Origin of the sequence: Cyclobacterium sp., from assembly GCF_014762705.1 — a bacterium.
GTDB lineage: Bacteria > Bacteroidota > Bacteroidia > Cytophagales > Cyclobacteriaceae > Cyclobacterium.
Window position 1 is genome coordinate 1 of record NZ_JABURL010000091.1, and the last position, 19,739, is coordinate 19,739.

Sequence of the window (19,739 nt, forward strand, 5' to 3'; positions counted from 1 at the left end):
CCAGTTATTCGGCAATTAGAAATCAGGCAGGCATCACGAAAACGGCACAAAGTGGGATGCCAGGATAAGCTATGAGGGAAAAATGGCAGATTCCCCCAAAAAGGATCGGGGCAGGTAATGTATCAAATAAAAACCAATTATTGACGGCCGGAACATTTGATCCAAATCAAGGAAAATAATAGGAAAGCCAAATGCCATTCAATTCAAGACAGGCACTTTTTCCCGTTTTTGCTGTTCCACCCTTTCTGGTTTTTTACCTTTTTTAGCCTTGACCTTTCTCCCGTACCACAATAAAAACCCGGTGATGGGCAAAGAGGCAATGATCAGGCTCAACAAAAAGGCCAGCACCTTACCAGGGAAACCCAAAATGGCACCCACATGCACATCATAGTTGATCCGCATGATTTTTTGCGCGACTGTGGCCTCGTGAAAACGGTTCCAAATATGATCCACGGGTAATTCTTCCAAAGTATTCGGATCAAAATACCGGTAATCCATCTTCCAGTAGGTACCCGCATCCGGATTGGCATTGGCGGCTATGGCCCCATTCTCCGTTTCAGGAGGATGAACTTCTATCCAGTCTGCATCCGGATATGCTGCTCTCATGTTGAGCCAGACTTGATCCAGGGCCGGTAAATCTCCCTGATAGGATTGAGAGGAAGTGGATTCGGGCGTGTAATATTCCACATAATCTTTCCCTCCTGAAGCTACTGAATAGACCCCATCCCTAAACCAGGTAAAACCCCAAACCAAACCGGTAACCGCAAATACCAACCCAAAGGCCATCACATAAAAGCCAATAACACTGTGCAGATCATAATTCTTTCTTTTCCAACTCCCGTTTAGCTTTAATGAGAAACGCTGGCTTTTCGCCTTTTTATTTTTTGGCCACCATAGGATCAATCCGGAAATCATCATGACCAAAAACACCAGCGTAAAAGAAGCCACTACAGGCTGTCCGATTTCCGGAGGGAGCCAGAGATAAAAATGGCCATCCAACACCAGGCGGAAAAAGTCAGCAAATTCATCCTTGACTTTCAATACCTCTCCGGTATAAGGATTGACATACACGAAATAGTAATAGTGCTCCTCAAAACTATAATAAATGGCCTGAGCGGATCGATCAGGCTTTGGGTATAGTATGGCATGCAGGTGCTTATCGGGCAATGCCTGGTCAGCCTTTTCCCAAATTTGAGTAGGGGGTAAAACAGGACTTTGCTGTGGTTCTACAAATCTGTAAGACTGGGTTAAATCCTGAATTTCTGACTGAAAGGCATAAATACAGCCGGTAATCGCTACTATAAACACCACAAGCCCGGACGAAAGTCCGAGCCAAAGGTGAATTTTCCCTATTGCTTTTTTGATCTTCATTAAAATCTGTAATTGAGGCTAAAGGCTACATTTCTTAATTGCTGAGGAGTCACCGTGGACCAACCGGAATAATACCTTTCATTGGTCAGGTTATTGACCTTTAAGGACACCAGGTACTGATTTCCAATACCTGCATAAGACACAACTGCATTAAACACCTGATAGGCTGGCAGCGCAAAGGTACCGATATTGGCCCTGTTTAAAGTGAGGTGCTCGCTTGCTGCATTTCCACCAAAACCGAGCCCTACTCCTGTTAAAGGCCCTGTTGGAATGGTGTAACTGGCCCAGAAATTAACCAGTTCTGCAGGCCCCGATTCTTCAGGCCTGAGACCTAAATACCCACTATTCTCATTGTCTTCGGTTACTTCCGTATTATTATTACTGTAGCCTGCTACCAGATTCAGCCCATCTATAGGATTGGCAATCAGGCTGAATTCAAACCCTTTACTTACCACTTCTCCACCTTGTATGGAATTGTTGACATTATCAGGATCGGTCATCAGCCGGTTTTTTACACCGATGTTGTAATAACTTGCCGTTGCGGAGATTTTATCTTTATAAATATTGGATTTCACCCCAAATTCATACTGATTGGCTTGCTCCGGATCAAAAATTTTAAGTCTGGGATTTGACCCATCCGCATTGCTTACATTGGCAGGAGCCAGATTGACAAATCCGTTCATGTAATTGCCAAAAAGCGAAACTTTCTCCGGAACCACTTGATAGACCAAACCCAATTTGGGCGAAAGAGAAGTCTGGCTTTTAACTTCCTCTTCTATCCAGTAATCGGTTTTGCCATTAAAATTGTCAATACGCAGACTGGCCATTAGGGAAAGTGCATCAGAAAATTCAATGACATTGGAAATATAAGCACTAAGCACTTCACTGCTTCCTGTAGAATTGCCCTCAAATGAATCCTTCACCAGGTCATCCACCCCAGCCCGGGTCAGCACACCTGTATCGTTGCCATCTGAAAGGGTTACGACGCCATTGCCCACCCAGCCTGTACTGCCGTTAAAAACAGAAGACCTGAAATAATCGACTCCGATAACTGTCTTGTTCCTGAATGCGCCCAACATGAAATCGCCAATAAAATTTTGTTGTATGTCTGTGGTGATGGTCTGCCCATTCCTGTCAGATATATACCGGGTAAAGGAATCTCCGTCACTGTTGTCAAAAAGATAGTGGTAATAGCCATCCGATTTGGTAGAACTTCTTGACAATACGGTTTGAGAGGTCCATGAACCATTGATTTCATAAAAAGCCTGGGCCTGAATCCCGTAAGAGGAATTTTTGATATCCAATCCATTTCCCGTAAAGGAGGTCTCATAGTTCCTGTCAAAGAGTTCCATGTTGGAAAAAGTCAAAGGATTGGAACGATTGAGGAAAATCATGGGTGCATTTACGGAAACGGCATCCAGAAATTCGGTGTTGATCAGAAACCTGAGTTTTTCACTTGCCTTGAATTTGAAGGAAGGGGCAATAAAAAAGGACCGGCTGCTACCTGCATCCTGAAAAGTGTTTCGTGTTTGGTAAGCAGCATTCAGACGAACCGCTGAAGTTTCGGATACCGGCTCATTGATATCAGCTGTCAGGCGATTTAAACCGAAACTCCCAGTCACGAAACCCACTTCTCTTCTAGCCTGGTCCAAAGGCTTTTTGGTTGAAATGTTGATCAGGCCTCCGTAGGAGATCATCGGGCTACCAAAAAGGGTTCCTGATGGCCCCTTGATCACATCCACACTTTCCACATTGGCAGGATCAAGTCCTCCGTTATTCACACTGGGCATGCCATTGACCATGGTAGGTTGTACGGAAAAGCCCCGCATGGTATAGTATTCTGCACCATCACCACCCCGTCCCGTAGATTCCCATAAACGGGTTACTCCAGTGGCATTTTTGAGGGCATCATTCATGTTCGTTACCACCTGTTCTTTCAATAATTTGCCACTGATTGAATTGTAAACCTGTGGATTTTCCAGGTCTTTTAAAGGTAATTTGGAAACGGTAAAGTTACTATCGGAGTAAAAACGGTTGGCATTGAAGTCGGTTACCAAGACCTCCGAGAGATCGGTTGAACTTTCTGCCAGCCTAAAATCTACAGTCAACCTTTGTCCCGGCTTCAATTCAATGCTTTTCTTCTGGCTTTTGATGCCTACGAAAGATGCCTGCAGGGAGTAAGTCCCTGCTTCCAAATCCCTGATCAAAAATCGCCCTTGCCTATCGGTAGTGGCTCCTTTGGCCAGGCCTGTGACAGCAACATTTACAAATTCCAGTGGCTTGTTGTCCACCGTTGTTACCCTGCCGGTGACAGACCCGTTTTGAGCATAAGCTACAGAGAAAGCAAAAAGTAAAAAAACTGCTATCAATAAGGAGTACTTGTTCTTCATTGTATGTATAAATTTTGACAGGACAAAAGTATTAATAAGATCAATTCTAAACAATGCTATTTGGAAATAATCTTAATTAATTGAAATGATAGAAATTATCTATCTCTATCGGAAAAGTATTCGGGAATTTCCAAAGAAGGAGGAAAAAAAGTATGCCATTTCGGATTGAAACTCCTGTATCAGGACTTCCGAAGGCAGGCCAGGCATTGGGCAAAGGTTTCTGATCATTTTCAGGGAAAGTGGAATTTTCCGGTTTAATAGAAAATGGAAAAGAGGTTGCGTTAATGTAGTATCCATACAATAAGTATAGCTATTTTTTGTAGTTTTAAAACTGCAAAAAACACCATCTTCGGACCCAAACTCAATCACATTTTTGAAAAAATGCTTTTCGCATCAATCGTTTTTTGCAGTGGGAAGCAATTCATGTTCCGGACAATCCACCCGTAATTCATTTTCAGCCAGAGAGCTTTTCAAAAGTTTGCAGTAATGCATTCCCTCACGAAGCTGGTAATTGGTGCAGGTAAAACACATGCGTTGAATAGTGATGATCCCGGATTTGTTCAAGTCATAAATCAATTTAAGCAATCCGTTGAGCATGATTGTTTTCTGTTCCTCCGATAGATTTCCTATGGGCTGCTCCATGGAAGAGGCGAATAGGGATGCTTTTTTTGCTATTTTCTTCCCCTCAGTTGTAAGCGAAAGCGAATAACTTCGCGTGTCTACAGGGTCTGTTTCTTTGCTAACCAGGTTTTTGGCCAAAAGTACTTTTACACTGTCACTAATGGTGGCTTTGGTCATGTTAAACTCATCTGCCAGGTAGCCTACCTTGCATTTCTCTATGGAATGAAAAGAAATAAAAATTAGAATCTGCATTTGTATGGGACTGAGCGCATTTTCTTTGCTTTCGTTCCAAAGCAAAACCCTGAAAGCTTCCGATATTCGCTCCAAAGCCACTACAATTCGGCTTTCGACCTTTTGATTTTGCTCGTTTAAATTAAATGATGAGTGTTGCTTCATTTTTTATTCAATTTTTTCCACATAAATCCAGGCCTTCTTCCCTGAACCAACTGTTTCGCGAATTCTATGATATTGACTGACTTCATAATGGTCGGTTATCACAAGTTCGGACTCCGTTATCTCAAATAGTAAGCCCTCTATAAAATCTGTCTTATTTTCTGATTTTATAGCAATTGGTTGGTATTCAAGTTGACTTTTGGCAAGTACCGAAGATTCTGTTATTTGTATTTTATCGAGCCTATATCCGGCCAATGTATCCCGCTTTCCCTTTACGATCCGGCCATAATTTTCAAGCTGTACTTTCTCTGACCCTAAAGTACCATAAGAAAAGAGTAAATGTATTGTTTTTTCCATTGCATTTTTTTCTACTTCAATTATCGAATAAGCCATTGGTTCAATGCAGGCTGCATTTTTTTGAGGCTGAAAATAAGTCAGGAACCCAAATTTAATTAGGATTCCTAACCTATAATGTCAAATTTTTTTAGCCTTTCAGGTCATCTATAGATGCTCCGAAATTGAGATGAAGCACATTCCCGTTTGGAGTAAGCAGTGCAGGAACTGATTTTACACCCGCCTTTTCTGCTTCGGGTATCCGGTTACTTTTCTCGCCAATGTGAACGATTTCCACATTGTTGGCTCCAATGAGATTTACAATGTCCTGTTCTGCGCTGACACATACAGGACAACCCGCATGATAGAAAATTGATTTTGCCATTTGAATAAAGTTTAAAGTGTTGACTGGCGATATTGCCTTGTCAAATATAGTAAGGATTCCTTACTATTCAAATGATTTATTTTTATTCATGCAACCCAGCCCTATGGCTGAGACCTCGGAACTACCAATTTTCCCTTTTTAAGATTCCTTTTGCGCATCCGAGTTCCATTTTGATTAAACAATGCAAATTTCGGAAGGCTATAGGCAAAGAAATAATAGGAATCAAACCAAAGATTACGTAATTCAACCATAAATTGGCAACAGCAGATCATACTTTCTGCCAGTGGAGAAAAAATTCAGCGATTAATGAGTGTTTTCTACTGAAACAAATCCGTTACTTCTCTTTAGCAAGTAGTGGGTCCCGGGGTTTACCAGGTTTAAGCCTGGTCTTGGGAAAAATAATTTTTAGGCTTCCAACAATAAATATTGAATTATTACGCCCAAACTCGGTTTTAAAAAATAGTGGACAGTGGAATTCATTAATTTTAATAGATGTTTATTACCGTTCATTAACCTGTAAATATAGGGAACTAGAAATAGCCAACAAGCCGGGTATGTATGGATTTTTTTTCTGAATGAGCTTTTTGGCCTCTTCTCGAAAAGGAGCAATCGTATCTACCCTATAATTCATTAAGAAAATCACTTAATAGTTGTGCTTTTTTCATTCTTGTAGATACATGAGTCAAAAATACAGAAATTGGGACATGAAAAACTAAACGTATACCATGATAGGACATGCCCACACTACCTCTCGCAAATCCTCCCTTCGCCCGGATTTCAAACCCCGGTTCTCCTCCTGACACCTCTGGGGAGTTGGAGCGGATGGGTATAAAAAAAACCTACCCTGAAGAGGATAGGTTTTTTGTGTCGTCCTCCCGGGACAATTTTCGAACCATTTTTTGGAAGATTTAAAATTATTAGCCTCGAAAAACGATGCGTAAGTAATTAAAAATAAACCACATATATTGAATTTATTTTTCTTCGTATACAATCAGAAAGAGAAAGATTCGTCTTGGTTCGAACTAACCGGTGCAAAAGTATGAAGAAAATATCGAGAAGCAAGGAGACACCGCTGTTTCTTATCATTTTTATTTTGACAGGCTAAATTTACGCTTCCTTTCAACAAGAGATGTAAAGCTCCAATTATGAGGTTGCAGCAAAAAAAAATCTCCCAACTTGGGTAGTACTTGGGGAAATATTGTGCTCAAAATCATAAAGTTTGTACTTCATTTGGGAATACTTGTCTCTAAAAAGCCTGTAGCCCCATAAAATTGGCGGATATGAAACACGCTCTACAAAACATCATTTTGGAGATACACCAAAAGGAAGACAAGATTTCATCGCAAGGCAAAACATTGATTGATGAGGCCTACGAAATGACACTGTATCTCCAAGACCTACTATTCTCGGCTAAAGGACACATTATCGAGAATGGCTTCTGCAACGATGCTGAAGAAATCAACTTCTTCCGAACGATAAAACCGCAGATACTCGGTAAACTAATCTACTACAACAAGGTTTACCGCATTGAAACAGCCTGCCCCGTGGACAACGGGAAAATGTATTATGGATATTTTTCAACGCAGTTGGCCAACCTAAAACGGGAATACATGGCACATGTCTGTAATACCGATTTTTACCGTTATTACCGCTCAGGACGAACGGATCGTGACGACACCTATTTTAAGCGTGGAAATATCAATTACCACGATGGACTTAACAGTATAGTGTTCGAGATAGATCCGTTATTCTCAACTTTTTTTGATTACAAGATCGCAAGGATCATTGCCAATGAATTGCTTTATTCCTACCTGCTGACCAAAATCAATCCTGAAGAAAACCCGGACACCATATTGCAGAAGCCGGAAAGTTCCAATGACGTTTTCTGGACAGACAGCAAAAACGCGCTCATTGAATTGGTTTATGCACTTCACGCTTCCGGTGTTATTTCACATGGTAAGATCGGCATCCGAAAAATAAGCCTGATGTTCCAGATACTTTTCCGTATTCCTCTCGGAGACCTGCATCACGCTTTTCACCGGATGAAAACCCGGGCTGGTTCGAGAACCGCATTTCTGGATCAGTTGAAATTATCTCTCGAAGAATACATGGATAAAGATCTTTGACAGCATCCAAAAGGTCAAGTTCAAGGCAGTGCATTTTATGTGCTGCTTTCTTTTTGCCCATATCCGCCAATTGGTAAAATCTCTGTTCCGTTCTCCAACGATATACTCTACAAGAATTAACCCATTGTTTTTCAGCTAATTCTCATTACTGCTAAAATTTTAAAAAAACAGCTAAACCAATTGGCTAGCCTTGGCAGACAAACCCTTCCACACTCCTGAATTTTGTAATGAAACAAAAACGGAGTCCTTATGAATATTGATAAAATGGAATTTACGGCATGGATGGAACGCATTATGGGGCGCTTTGACATACTTAGCGACCATTTAGAGGATGTGCAGAAAAAACGCAACTGCATAGATGGTGAGGAGTTGCTCGACAATCAGGATCTGCTCCAGATGCTAAAAATAAGTAACCGTTCCCTGCAACGCTACCGCTCCATCGGCAAGTTGCCCTATTACACCATAAGTGGAAAATTGTATTACAAGCTCTCCGACGTCCATCGCTTCATCCGTGAGAGTTTCAGGGCTCCGGTCCCCAAAACGAACGCCAACAAGTGACAAACACTGCCAGTGGATGCCAATTGAAGCAAAACGATGAGTACGTCTTTTACTTTCGGCACTGAACTTTAAAATTTTCAAGCGATGAGTGAGCAAACGTTAGATAAACCACAAGTACCGGAACAACTCTCGGACATATTGCTGGTACTGGATAAGGAGAAAAAGAAAATCCAGGCTGTAAAAAGCATTGACAAAAATGGGAAAATGGAAACGGTTGATCCTACAAGGAAAAACCAGAACCAGTTTATGCGGGTGGACAGACATGGCGATTTCTTTTCCAACTTCTTCTCCAACTTTTTCAGCCAGTTGAAGAACCCCACCAACTTCTCTTTTTTCAAAGTTCCCTCACCTATTGCCATTGATACGGCGGATAAAATGCAAAAGCAGGTAAGCAGTCCAACTCCTGAAGGCGAACACCTACTAAAACAGCACGAGATCAAACCGGAAATAAAAGAGAAACAAAAACAAGAAAATCAAAATGATATGGAAACGACACAGAAAACCCCGGAAACCAGCGAATACCGCTACAAGCTGGAACAGATTGATTGGGAAACCATGAACAATCTTGGATTAGGTAAGGAGCGCCTTGAAAAAATGAACCTCCTTGAACCTTTACTGAAAGGCTATAAGACCAACGAACTTGTACCGGTAAGCCTAAACCTTGGTACTGCGGTAACCCGAATGGACGCCCGCTTATCCCTGCAACCCAATGATGACGGACAGGTGGTGGTTGCCATTCACGGCATCCGTAAAGAGCCAAACCTGAACTTTGAGTTTTTCGGCCATAAGTTTACCGATGAGGACAAGAAAAATCTACTCGAATCAGGAAATATGGGACGTGTGGTTAACCTGACCAATCCCAAAACAGGCGAAACACTTCCGTCCATTGTCAGCGTAGACAGGCTGACCAATGAACTGGTCGCATTACGGACGGATTTTATCAGAATCCCGGATGAGATCAAAGGGGTAAAACTGGGCGATGCGCAAAAACAAGCCTTAATGGAAGGTAAACCGCTTTATCTGGAAGGTATGATTTCCAGGAAAGGAACCGAGTTTGCGGCTATGGTTCAGTTCAACGCGGACAAACGCTATGTGGAGTTTCTTTTTGACAGGAACAATTCCAATCGGCAAACACAGAGCAATGTTCAAAACAATCAGCAAAACCAGCCGCAGGAAGCTCCACGAACATTCCGGGGCAAGGAACTGGACGAAGAGCAATACAATAAGTTCAAAGCCGGTCAAACGGTGTACGTAGATGGCCTGGTGGATAAAAAGGGGCAAAAATATCAGGGATATATCACGCTGAATCAGGAAACAGGCAGAACGGAATTTTCTTTCCGAAATCCTGATAAGCTCAAAGAGCAGGCAAAACCTACCGAACCCCACAAAACCCAAACAGCAGTCAACTCAGAGGGAAAAACCAACGAAGCTACCAAGAATATCAAAGAGCCTTTGAAGACAGCGCAACAAACCCCGAAAGACAAAAAACAGCAGCAACAACAGGAAAAACCCAAAACACCTGCAAAGGCCAGAAGCAGAAAAATGTAGTAAAGTATGAAAACAGTCATTGCAGAAAAACCAAGTGTAGCAAGGGAAATAGCCAGCCTGTTGGGAGCCACCGAAAAGAAGGAAGGTCACCTGACAGGCAACGGCTATTTTGTTACCTGGGCATTCGGACACCTTGTCGGGTTGGGAATGCCCGAAGATTATGGCATAACGGGATTTGACAAAGCAGCTTTGCCGATATTGCCCCATCCGTTTTTACTGGCAGTCCGCAAGGTGAAAAAAGACAAAGGCTACACCACCGACGCAGGAGCGATAAAGCAACTGAAAATCATTGAACAGCTTTTTAACCGAAGTGATGGCATTATCGTAGCGACCGATGCCGGACGTGAGGGCGAGCTCATATTCAGATACATTTACGAGTACCTGAAATGCATCAAGCCCTTTCAGCGACTTTGGATCAGTTCCCTTACGGAAAAAGCCATTAAACAGGGTTTTGACAACCTCAAAGACGGAAAGGAGTTTGACGGACTATACCAAGCGGCACAAGGCAGAAGTCGTGCAGACTGGCTGGTAGGAATCAATGCCACGCAGGCACTCTCCATTGCGGCTGGCAATGGTGTTTATTCGCTTGGACGGGTACAGACGCCAACACTAGCTTTGATATGTAGGCGTTACTTGGAAAACAAAAACTTTTCGGTACAGAAATACTGGCAGATACAGTTGTCGCATACCAAGGAATTCATCGAGTTTAAAAGCCTTTCCAAAAATAAGTGGGATAACCAAAAACTGGCAGAGGACACCTTGAAATCCATAGAGAGAAACGGGAATACGGCTGCTGTCACATCCGTAGAAACCAAAAACGTTACAGAACAGCCGCCCTTGTTGTTTGACCTGACCGGCTTGCAAAAAGAAGTAAACAAAAAACTGAACCTATCTGCGGAAGAAACCCTCAAAATTGCTCAAAGTCTTTATGAGAAGAAGTTTATCACCTATCCACGTACCGGAAGCAAGTACATACCCGAAGATATGTGGACAGAGATTCCCAATCTCATAAGAGCTTTGCAGGATAGGGACACCTGTAAACAAGCCGTTGCCAAAGTGAAATGGGGACGTTTCAATAAACGCATCGTGAATGACCTGCGCGTGACCGACCACCACGGGTTATTGACTACCGACACAATCCCATCGGCACTGAATGCAAAGGAAAATGCGGTTTATGATATGATTGCCTTTCGACTACTCGAAGCGATTTCCGGTGCCTGCACCAAGGAGGCCACTCATATTACTTTACAGGCATTGCATTACGATTTTACGACAAAGGGCTGCAAGGTGCTCGAACCCGGCTGGCGTTCCATCAAAGGTAACTTCACCGATGATGATGCAGAACCTATAGAGGATCTACCGGACATAAAAGAAGGTGATGTACTCAAAATCAAACAAGCCGCAGTTTTGGAAAAGAAAACCAAGCCTCCCGTATTATACACCGAAGCAGGGCTTTTGTCGGCTATGGAAACGGCGGGAAAGGATATCAAGAACGAGGAAGAACGGAAAGCTTTGCAGAATATCGGTATTGGCACTCCGGCTACAAGAGCCGCAATAATCGAAACCCTGTTTACCCGCAATTATATCCAGCGGGAAAAGAAATCTTTGATTCCTACGGAAAAGGGATTGCAGGTATATGAGTTGGTCAAAGACCGGAAAATTGCAGACGTGGCCATGACCGCCGAATGGGAACTGGCACTTCAGAAAATCGAAACCAGTGAAATGAATGCCATAGCATTCCAAAAGGAAATGGAGGCCTATACCAAATCCATCACCGGAGAACTGTTGCAAACTTCCATTGCCAAGGATAATTCACCCGAACTTGTCTGTCCGAAATGCAAAAAACAAAAACTGCTCATCCGGGATAAAATCGTGAAGTGTCCGGACGAGGCTTGTAATTGGGTCCAGTTTCGCATTGTTTGCGGCGTGCAAATCGGCATTGTTGATATTGAAAGCCTGGTGGATAACGGCAAAACATCGCTTATCAAAGGAATGAAAAGCAAGGCGGGAAAGACGTTCGATGCCTATATCGTCTTGAACGACAAAGCTGAAAGCTCCTTTGAATTTGAGAAGCGGAAAAAGAAATAGTTTATATAGATCTTATTCAACGGCGATAAACGCCGTTATTTTTATTTTATATAAACAAAAATATTTACGTATCTTTGTTTTGACGGCGATAAACGCCGCCTAAAATAAATTATGTAAACATGGCATCCAATCCTGAAAGACGACGATTATTGGAACAGATAATACCCGAAAGTATGATTGTAACCCGTAACTGGCTTATGGAAGAGGCTTCTTTGGACAAACATGCCATAGACAACCTGGTAAAAAGCGAACAGTTGAAATTACTGTGGAAAGGGCTATATACAAGGGGGAGTATCCTGCTTTCCTGGCAAAGTATGGTCTATACCTTGCAAACCGTTATGAAAACGGATTATGTGGTAGGTGGGCTGTCGGCTCTTGAATTAAAAGGGTTTTCGCATTACATACCCGTTTCCCAAAAAGAAACCATCCGTCTATACGGTAATGATAAATTACCCTTATGGACGAACGAACTATCGGAAAACATAGCTTTTATACGCCATACCCGGAATGAACTTTTCTCCGGTATGGAAAGAGATATTTCCGGGAAATACACCAGTTCCGTTTCTTGGAAAGAAGGTTTCAAAGACCTGAAAATATCATGCCCGGAAAGAGCCTGCTTGGAAATGCTCAACGACGTTCCCAGAAAAATATCATTTGAACATGCAGATCAGCTCATACAAGGAATGACCTCCCTTTCCCCCCGAACCTTGCAACGATTATTGGAGGCGTGCACAAATGTCAAAGTCAAACGGCTTTTCCTTTGGTTCGCTTCAAGGCATAATTATACATGGTTTTCAAAGCTGGATACGGAACATATAGCCCTTGGGTCCGGCAACCGGGTAATTGCAAAGGAAGGAGAGCTTGATAAAACATATAAAATAACCGTACCCAAGGATTTTCAACCCTAACAGATGAAGAAAGACAGTATTTATTACCGGCAGGTCCAGTTATTGGTACGCATCCTGCCACTTTTGGACAGTGAGAAATGTTTTGCCCTGAAGGGCGGAACCGCCATCAACCTTTTTTACAGGGAACTTCCCAGACTATCAGTTGATATTGATTTGCTCTACCTGCCCTCAGAGGGACGTGAAGAAGCACTCGCTAATATCCGTGAAGCATTATCGAGATTGAGCGAACTGATTAAGAAAACCATTCCGGGCATTCGCATACAGAACACGCACGAACAGGGGAACGCACTCCGTCTTATTCTGCAAGTGGAAGATATACGTGTCAAAGTGGAGTTGTCACCGGTTATCCGGGGATCGGTATTCCCTGAGGTTCGCATGGAAGTTTGTGAAACCGTAGAGCGTGAATTTGGTTACGCCGAAATACAGGTAGCATCATTACCCGATTTATACGCGGGGAAGATTGCCGCGGCATTGGACAGGCAACATCCCCGTGATTTGTTTGATGTAAAGTTTCTGCTCGAAAATGAGGGGTTTACGGAAAATCTACGAAAAACATTTCTTGTGTTCCTGATCAGCCACCAGCGACCAATGGCTGAACTGCTTGCGCCACACCGCAAAGACATACGTGAAATATATGAATCAGAATTCGCACAAATGGCAGAGGTGGATATTTCCGTAGAAGTACTGGAACGGACAAGGGAGCAACTGGTGACCGTTATCAATAAAGAAATGACTCCAGATGAGAGGGCATTTTTGTTGTCTTTTAAAGAACGAAAACCGCAATGGGAGTTATTGGGTCTGCCCAATATGGAGGAAGTCGCTCATTTGCCATCTGTTCAGTGGAAACTGCTCAATCTCTCAAAAATGGACGAAAAGAAACACAGGCAAGCAGCCGAGAAACTGAAAGAGGTACTTTTCAATAACAAAACGTGATATTTTAAAAGCATCCTATTGTTGGCAGGATAATTCAAATTCTTGACAATCCCATAAATGCCCTCCGACATTCCGGAGGGTTTTTGATTTTAATTACTGTCCTGTAAAAAGCAACGATAAGCCAAGTCCTACCCTTCAACGCCAAGCCCTGCCACTTCTATAAAAATCCCTATTTGCTGCTCTAATTTTAGACTTCAAGAAAATTCTAAAGAAAATTAGTATGGATACGCAGCGAAAAGACTTGTCTTATTTCAGGCTACAGCTACAAGAACTATTAAATACCAGCTTTCCCGAAAAAGCTTTTGACACAAAATTTATAGACCAGCGTTCCTCCTGGGCTGCCAATGCCTATGAGGGCGCTTTTATGGCGGGAAATCCCATAGAACAATGCGATGAAATAGCAAATTACATTCTTTTTGAGGGCTTGCATTTTTCCAGATTCGATACCGTTTTCCAAGTGGTCTGCAATGAGTTCGACACCAATATGGCAGATGAGGAGTTGCGACCGTTCGCCCTGAAAATGCTCCCTATTTGTGAACCTGTTTTCGCTCGATATGAACTGACCGATGATTTCGCATACGGGTATGAGTTTGACCTGCTCTATACCGAACTCACCGGAACCATAGCCATCTGGATAGAGGAAAATGGGCTTCAGTAAAAGGCAACATCTCCAACAGAATATTGATGCTTTACGGATTGCTTTTAAACTGGAAAAGGAGAAACGACAAGCCACCGTAGGCGAAAGACTGCTCTTGATGCAATACAGCGGATTTGGCGGTCTTAAATTCGTGCTGAACCCCATAGCAAACGAAACAGACATCAATCATTGGAGAAAAACCGAACACGATCTTTTTCCACTTACGCAGGAACTCCACCAGCTACTCAAAGAAAACTCCCAGGACGATAAGCAATATCGCAGATATGTGGATAGTATGAAAAGCTCCGTACTGACAGCTTTTTATACCCCGCCACAAGTCATTGATGCAATTTCATCAACCTTGCGTGACAGCGGTCTGAAGATGGATAAATTTCTAGAACCCTCCGCAGGAATTGGCTCATTCATCCAGTCCTTTTCAGAAAGCCAAATCCCAAGTATTACCGCTTATGAAAAAGATCTGCTCACCGGCAAGATTCTAAAGCAGCTATATCCCGAAAGTAATATCCGCATCAGCGGTTTTGAGGAAATACCCGAAAGGGAACAGAATACTTATGATGTGGTTGCCAGCAACATCCCGTTCGGCGATACTTCCGTGTTTGACCTTTCCTATTCTAGGAGTAAAGACACGGCAAAAGTACAGGCGGCCCGGAGCGTCCACAATTACTTTTTCCTGAAAGGAACGGATATGCTCCGTGAGGGTGGTGTATTAGCGTATATCACTTCACAGGGGATTCTAAATAGTCCGAAGAACGAGCCAATCCGCCGGGCATTGATGGAGAATAATAACCTGGTTTTAGCCGCTCGATTGCCCAATAACCTGTTTACCGACTATGCCGGAACAGAGGTTGGCAGCGATCTGATTATCCTCCAAAAGAACACGGCAAAGCAAAACCTGAGCGAAGTTGAAGAACGGTTTTGTCAAAGCAGGCAAACAGAATATGGCACCCCGGGTAATGCCATTTTTCAGGACAACACAAGAATTGTACATACCGACTGGAAATTAGACACTGATCCCTACGGACAGCCTGCATTAATCTACACGCATAAAGACGGTACGAATGGTATCGCTAAAGACCTCAAACAAATGCTTTCCGAAGATTTTGGAAAGCACTTGAATTTGAATTTATACAAAGAGGAACGGAACGATCAGTCCTTTATACAAAGTCCTTTCACTCCAACGGTTAATCCTCCGGTTATCGATCCTGTCATCATTAGGCAGGAACCGAAACCCGTACCTGCTGCCTATCAAGAAAGTCCAAAAGAATTAAAACAGCTAAGCATTTTCGACCTGTTTGAAAATACAGACGAACCCGTAACAGTTGCTGCTACATCCAAAGGAACGCTACAACCCAAAAGGCAAACCTCTAAAAAAAGAAGGGCGGCAATAGGTCGCCAGACAAACCTGTTCGGTGGAGTGATGCAACAACCACATACACCACCAAAACCTAACGGAACTGCACAAATAAACGGAAAAAAACAGGAAGCTATCGGTGACCTGTTTTCACAAATAAACGGGAATGGTCAGACTGAAAAGCAAGCCGATTCCAGCATTATTGCTGAACCTGCCCCGTATAGTGGCGAATTGCAACCCTTCCACAGAAACGATTGCCTTGTAGTGGATAAGGGATGGGTGGGTCATTTGCAGGATGTAGATACAGCAGACGGTTCGGCTATTTTCCACCCGTTACAATTACCGCCTTTACAAAAGGCAAGAGCCGAAGCCTATATCGAAGTGCGTGATGTTTACCAAAAGCTCTATATCAAAGAAGCGGAACAACAGCGTGAACATCAAGAAGAAAGGGAAAAGCTTAACCGCCTTTACGACGTCTTTGTCAAAAGGTGTGGCAACCTTAATAGTGCCGAAAATATCAAGCTCATCAAAACAGACAGTTCCGGAAAGGAAATCCCTTATCTGGAGCGTGTTGTTGGCGGGGTGGTGCATAAAGCGGATATATTCCATCGTCCTGTAAGTTTCTCTACCGCAACATTAGCTACCGACAATCCTAAAGAGGCATTGGCGGCTTCGCTCAACAAATACGGAAGCGTGGATCTGGGCTATATGTCCGAAATCAGCGGTATGACCGACGATGCCTTGAAAGAAGCCCTGCATGGTCGTATTTTTTACAACCCACTCCAAAAGGAATACGAAATATCCGAACGCTGGATTGCTGGCAATGTGGTCGAAAAGGCTGGAGAGGTACACGCCTACCTCAAAAACAATCCCGATGATACGGAAGCGAAAGCAAGTCTTACCGTTCTGGAAGAAGCCCGACCAAGGCGTATCGAGTTTGAAGAGCTGGATTTTAACCTCGGTGAACGCTGGATACCCACTGGTATTTACGCCCGTTTTGCTTCGCATTTGTTTGATACGGAAGTGCTGATCCATTATTCCGATAGCACCGATGACTTTTCGCTAAAATGCGACCGGAAGAATGTGCATATATGGGACAAATACGCCGTCAAATCGGAAAGCCGAACCTTTGACGGGATAGCCCTGCTAAAGCATGCATTGGTCAATACTACACCCGATATTACCAAGAAAATTAAGGTCGATGATAAAGAGGTCAAGGTGCGGGATATGGAAGCCATCCAAATGGCGAACACCAAGATTGACGAAATCCGAACCGCTTTTTCCGACTGGCTGCATGCGCAAAACGATGAGTTTAAAAAGCGGCTGACAGACCAATACAACGACACCTTTAACTGTTTTGTCCGCCCAAATTACGACGGAACCCATCAGGACTTTCCGGGATTGGACCGCAAGGGATTAGGTATGCAAGACCTGTATTCCAGCCAGAAAGATACCGTCTGGATGATTAAGCTAAATGGCGGCGCCATTTGTGACCATGAAGTAGGTGCAGGAAAAACACTGGTTATGTGTACCGCTGCACAAGAAATGAAGCGATTGGGATTGGCACACAAACCTATGATTATCGGGCTGAAGAGTAATGTTCACGAAATAGCCGAAGCCTACCGAACTGCCTATCCGCATGCCAAGATATTGTATCCCGGCAAGCAGGATTTTACGCCCAAGAACCGCCTGCGGATTTTCGGGGAGATTAAAAACAACGATTGGGACTGCATAATCCTTACGCACGACCAGTTCGGAATGATTCCCCAATCGCCCGAAATGCAAAAAGAGATCCTCGAAATCGAACTGGACAGTGTGGAGCGGAATCTCGATGCGCTCCAAGCCCAGGGGAATGAAGTAACTCGGGGGATGCTTGCCGGAGCAATCAAACAGAAAGAAAACCTTGAAGTCAAGCTAAAGACATTGCAATACGATATCGAAAACCGCAAAGACGATGTCGTGGATTTCAAAATGATGGGCATCGATCATCTATTCATAGATGAAAGCCACCAGTTCAAAAACCTGATGTTCAATACCCGGCATAACCGTGTTGCCGGATTGGGCAATATGGCAGGGAGTCAAAAGGCGATGAACCTGCTCTTTGCCATCCGGACCATTCAGGACAGGAAGGATAGTGACATGGGAGCTACCTTTCTTTCCGGGACAACTATCAGTAATTCGCTGACAGAACTGTACCTGTTGTTTAAGTACCTCCGCCCACGTGCTCTGGAAAAACAGGGCATTAACTGTTTTGATGCCTGGGCTGCCATATATGCAAGGAAAACGACGGACTATGAGTTTTCGGTAGCCAATAACATTGTGGCGAAAGAGCGTTTCCGCTACTTTATCAAAGTGCCGGAGCTGGCTCAATTCTACTCTGAAATCACGGATTACCGAACGGCAAAGGATATAGGTATTGACCGTCCCGAAAAGAACGAGGTATTGTACAATATTCCACCCACACCGGATCAGCAGGTATTTATCCAAAAGCTGATGGAATTTGCCAAAAACGGTAATGCCACTTTGCTTGGGAGGGAACCGTTATCGCAAAGGGAGGAAAAGGCAAAGATGCTCATCGCCACCGATTACGCCCGTAAGATGTCGCTGGATATGCGTATGGTAAGCGGCAGGTACGAAGACCATCCCGACAATAAGGCTTCGCATTGTGCGGTAAACATTGCCAAATATTACAACAGGTACAACACACAGAAAGGAACACAGTTCGTGTTCTCCGACCTGGGCACCTATAAGCCCGGTGAATGGAATGTGTACTCCGAGATCAAACGCAAGCTTGTGGAAGATCACGGCATACCCGCACACGAAGTTCGATTCATTCAGGAAGCCAACAATGATAAGAAACGTAAGGAACTCATTAAGGGAATGAACGAAGGTAAAATCCGGGTGCTGTTTGGTTCTACCAGCATGCTGGGTACCGGGGTCAACGCACAGAAAAGAGCCGTTGCCGTGCATCATCTGGACACGCCGTGGAGACCGAGCGACCTTGCCCAACGGGATGGTCGGGCTATCCGCAAAGGCAATGAGATTGCCAAATTCTTCGCCGACAATAAAGTGGATGTTATCATTTATGCGGTAGAAAAATCATTGGACAGTTATAAGTTCAACCTTTTGTACAATAAACAGCTATTTATCGACCAGCTAAAATCCAACAACCTCGGCAAACGTACTATCGACGAAGGCAGTATGGATGAAAAATCGGGAATGAACTTTTCCGAATATGTAGCAATTCTTTCCGGCAATACTGACCTGCTGGACAAAGCCAAGATAGAAAAGCAGATTGCCGGATTGGAAAGCGAAAAACAAGCCTTCAACCGCTCCAAATTCAGTTCCAAGTACAAGCTGGAAGATACTATGGCAATGCTTGAAAGCGCCGAATCCCGCTTGCAGCGGATGAGTCTTGATTGGAATAATCTACAGGAGCGGATACAAAAGCGTTCGGACGGTACTGTTGCAAACCCCGTTCTGCTGGACGGATTATCACCCAATGCGGATATAAAACAAATTGGTGCAAAGCTCAACCAAATTGCTGACAAAGCCCGCACCGGAGGTGATTATCAGGAAATAGGCAGCTTGTATGGCTTTCAATTACTGGTCAAAACCGAAACATCTGAAAAAGAGGGGATGGATATACGGGTAAACCGCTTCTTGGTTCAGGGCGAAGGCAATATCAAATACACCTATAACAACGGTATCATCGCCAAAGACGAAAAGCTGGCCGCAATGAACTTTTTGAATGCCTTGGAAAAACTGCCCGGTTACATGGAGCAGGAACAGAAGAAAATAGCGGAACTTCAAAAAGATCTGCCAGTTCTCAAAGAAGTAGTAAACGGTACATGGGCAAAAGAAAGCAGATTAAGCGAGCTAAAAACCGAGTTGGCAGCTGTTGACCGTAAAATACAGCTATCCATTTCTCCTGAACCCAAGGAAGAGCAAAAAACGGCTGAGGTTATAGAACAAAGCCCTCTGGCAACCGTCGATATGGCTAACTCAAACTTGATGAGGAATGGAATTCACTGATCCCGAGGGCTATAATTTCACCCGTTTTGGGGAAATTAATT

13 protein-coding genes are annotated in these 19,739 nt (G+C 43.5%); 8 read left to right on the forward strand and 5 right to left on the reverse strand.

The genetic code is table 11. From position 1 onward, the window contains the following. Window positions 1-198: 198 nt before the first annotated feature. The 5 genes from HUJ21_RS17075 to HUJ21_RS17095 all read right to left on the reverse strand — a co-directional run bounded on the left by HUJ21_RS17075 (window position 199) and on the right by HUJ21_RS17095 (window position 5,493). Window positions 199-1,371: a PepSY-associated TM helix domain-containing protein gene (locus HUJ21_RS17075; RefSeq protein ID WP_291371858.1), complete on the reverse strand. Its 1,173-nt coding sequence runs from the start codon at window positions 1,369-1,371 to the stop codon at window positions 199-201. After that, window positions 1,371-3,761 carry a TonB-dependent receptor gene (locus HUJ21_RS17080; RefSeq protein WP_291371859.1) on the reverse strand — a complete coding sequence of 797 codons (2,391 nt, stop codon included), beginning with the start codon at window positions 3,759-3,761 and terminating at the stop codon, window positions 1,371-1,373. The genes HUJ21_RS17075 and HUJ21_RS17080 overlap by 1 nt, the downstream gene beginning before the upstream one ends. Before the next feature lie 393 nt (window positions 3,762-4,154). Next, window positions 4,155-4,778, reverse strand: a complete 624-nt coding sequence (locus HUJ21_RS17085; protein WP_291371860.1) for a MarR family winged helix-turn-helix transcriptional regulator — start codon at window positions 4,776-4,778, stop codon at window positions 4,155-4,157. Between the two features lie 3 nt (window positions 4,779-4,781). Then, the gene (locus HUJ21_RS17090; RefSeq protein WP_291371861.1) at window positions 4,782-5,168 is read right to left on the reverse strand and encodes a gamma-glutamylcyclotransferase family protein; all 387 of its coding nucleotides are present in this window, start codon (window positions 5,166-5,168) and stop codon (window positions 4,782-4,784) included. A gap of 91 nt (window positions 5,169-5,259) precedes the next feature. Next, a complete protein-coding gene (locus HUJ21_RS17095) occupies window positions 5,260-5,493 on the reverse strand; it encodes a thioredoxin family protein (RefSeq protein WP_291371862.1) in 234 nt (77 codons plus the stop codon). Window positions 5,494-6,773: 1,280 nt separating this feature from the next. Between HUJ21_RS17095 and HUJ21_RS17100 the strand changes: the two genes are divergently transcribed. The 8 genes from HUJ21_RS17100 to HUJ21_RS17135 all read left to right on the forward strand — a co-directional run bounded on the left by HUJ21_RS17100 (window position 6,774) and on the right by HUJ21_RS17135 (window position 19,698). Then, window positions 6,774-7,619, forward strand: coding sequence for an RteC domain-containing protein (locus HUJ21_RS17100; protein WP_015267014.1), 846 nt, complete (start codon window positions 6,774-6,776; stop codon window positions 7,617-7,619). Between the two features lie 249 nt (window positions 7,620-7,868). Beyond that, a complete protein-coding gene (locus tag HUJ21_RS17105) occupies window positions 7,869-8,177 on the forward strand; it encodes a helix-turn-helix domain-containing protein (protein WP_015267013.1) in 309 nt (102 codons plus the stop codon). Between the two features lie 84 nt (window positions 8,178-8,261). After that, entirely contained in the window at window positions 8,262-9,725 is a 1,464-nt protein-coding gene (locus tag HUJ21_RS17110; RefSeq protein ID WP_184493589.1) for a DUF3945 domain-containing protein, read from the forward strand. 6 nt (window positions 9,726-9,731) lie between these two features. Continuing rightward, window positions 9,732-11,813: a type IA DNA topoisomerase gene (locus HUJ21_RS17115; protein WP_184493591.1), complete on the forward strand. Its 2,082-nt coding sequence runs from the start codon at window positions 9,732-9,734 to the stop codon at window positions 11,811-11,813. Window positions 11,814-11,932: 119 nt separating this feature from the next. Next, complete coding sequence (locus HUJ21_RS17120) at window positions 11,933-12,721, forward strand: type IV toxin-antitoxin system AbiEi family antitoxin (protein ID WP_015267010.1); 789 nt, start codon at window positions 11,933-11,935, stop codon at window positions 12,719-12,721. A gap of 3 nt (window positions 12,722-12,724) precedes the next feature. Next, complete coding sequence (locus tag HUJ21_RS17125; protein ID WP_015267009.1) at window positions 12,725-13,654, forward strand: nucleotidyl transferase AbiEii/AbiGii toxin family protein; 930 nt, start codon at window positions 12,725-12,727, stop codon at window positions 13,652-13,654. Between the two features lie 220 nt (window positions 13,655-13,874). Next, a complete protein-coding gene (locus tag HUJ21_RS17130; protein WP_137404685.1) occupies window positions 13,875-14,312 on the forward strand; it encodes a DUF1896 domain-containing protein in 438 nt (145 codons plus the stop codon). Then, window positions 14,299-19,698, forward strand: a complete 5,400-nt coding sequence (locus tag HUJ21_RS17135) for an N-6 DNA methylase (RefSeq protein WP_291371863.1) — start codon at window positions 14,299-14,301, stop codon at window positions 19,696-19,698. Before HUJ21_RS17130 ends, HUJ21_RS17135 begins: the two co-directional genes overlap by 14 nt. Window positions 19,699-19,739: the final 41 nt, after the last annotated feature.

Bases quoted from the DNA above. Each gene is read 5' to 3' on its own strand.
- HUJ21_RS17075 (WP_291371858.1), bottom strand. From the start codon at position 1,371: ATGAAGATCAAAAAAGCAATAGGGAAAATTCACCTTTGGCTCGGACTT.
- HUJ21_RS17080 (WP_291371859.1), bottom strand. From the start codon at position 3,761: ATGAAGAACAAGTACTCCTTATTGATAGCAGTTTTTTTACTTTTTGCT.
- HUJ21_RS17085 (WP_291371860.1), bottom strand. From the start codon at position 4,778: ATGAAGCAACACTCATCATTTAATTTAAACGAGCAAAATCAAAAGGTC.
- HUJ21_RS17090 (WP_291371861.1), bottom strand. From the start codon at position 5,168: ATGGCTTATTCGATAATTGAAGTAGAAAAAAATGCAATGGAAAAAACA.
- HUJ21_RS17095 (WP_291371862.1), bottom strand. From the start codon at position 5,493: ATGGCAAAATCAATTTTCTATCATGCGGGTTGTCCTGTATGTGTCAGC.
- HUJ21_RS17100 (WP_015267014.1), top strand. From the start codon at position 6,774: ATGAAACACGCTCTACAAAACATCATTTTGGAGATACACCAAAAGGAA.
- HUJ21_RS17105 (WP_015267013.1), top strand. From the start codon at position 7,869: ATGAATATTGATAAAATGGAATTTACGGCATGGATGGAACGCATTATG.
- HUJ21_RS17110 (WP_184493589.1), top strand. From the start codon at position 8,262: ATGAGTGAGCAAACGTTAGATAAACCACAAGTACCGGAACAACTCTCG.
- HUJ21_RS17115 (WP_184493591.1), top strand. From the start codon at position 9,732: ATGAAAACAGTCATTGCAGAAAAACCAAGTGTAGCAAGGGAAATAGCC.
- HUJ21_RS17120 (WP_015267010.1), top strand. From the start codon at position 11,933: ATGGCATCCAATCCTGAAAGACGACGATTATTGGAACAGATAATACCC.
- HUJ21_RS17125 (WP_015267009.1), top strand. From the start codon at position 12,725: ATGAAGAAAGACAGTATTTATTACCGGCAGGTCCAGTTATTGGTACGC.
- HUJ21_RS17130 (WP_137404685.1), top strand. From the start codon at position 13,875: ATGGATACGCAGCGAAAAGACTTGTCTTATTTCAGGCTACAGCTACAA.
- HUJ21_RS17135 (WP_291371863.1), top strand. From the start codon at position 14,299: ATGGGCTTCAGTAAAAGGCAACATCTCCAACAGAATATTGATGCTTTA.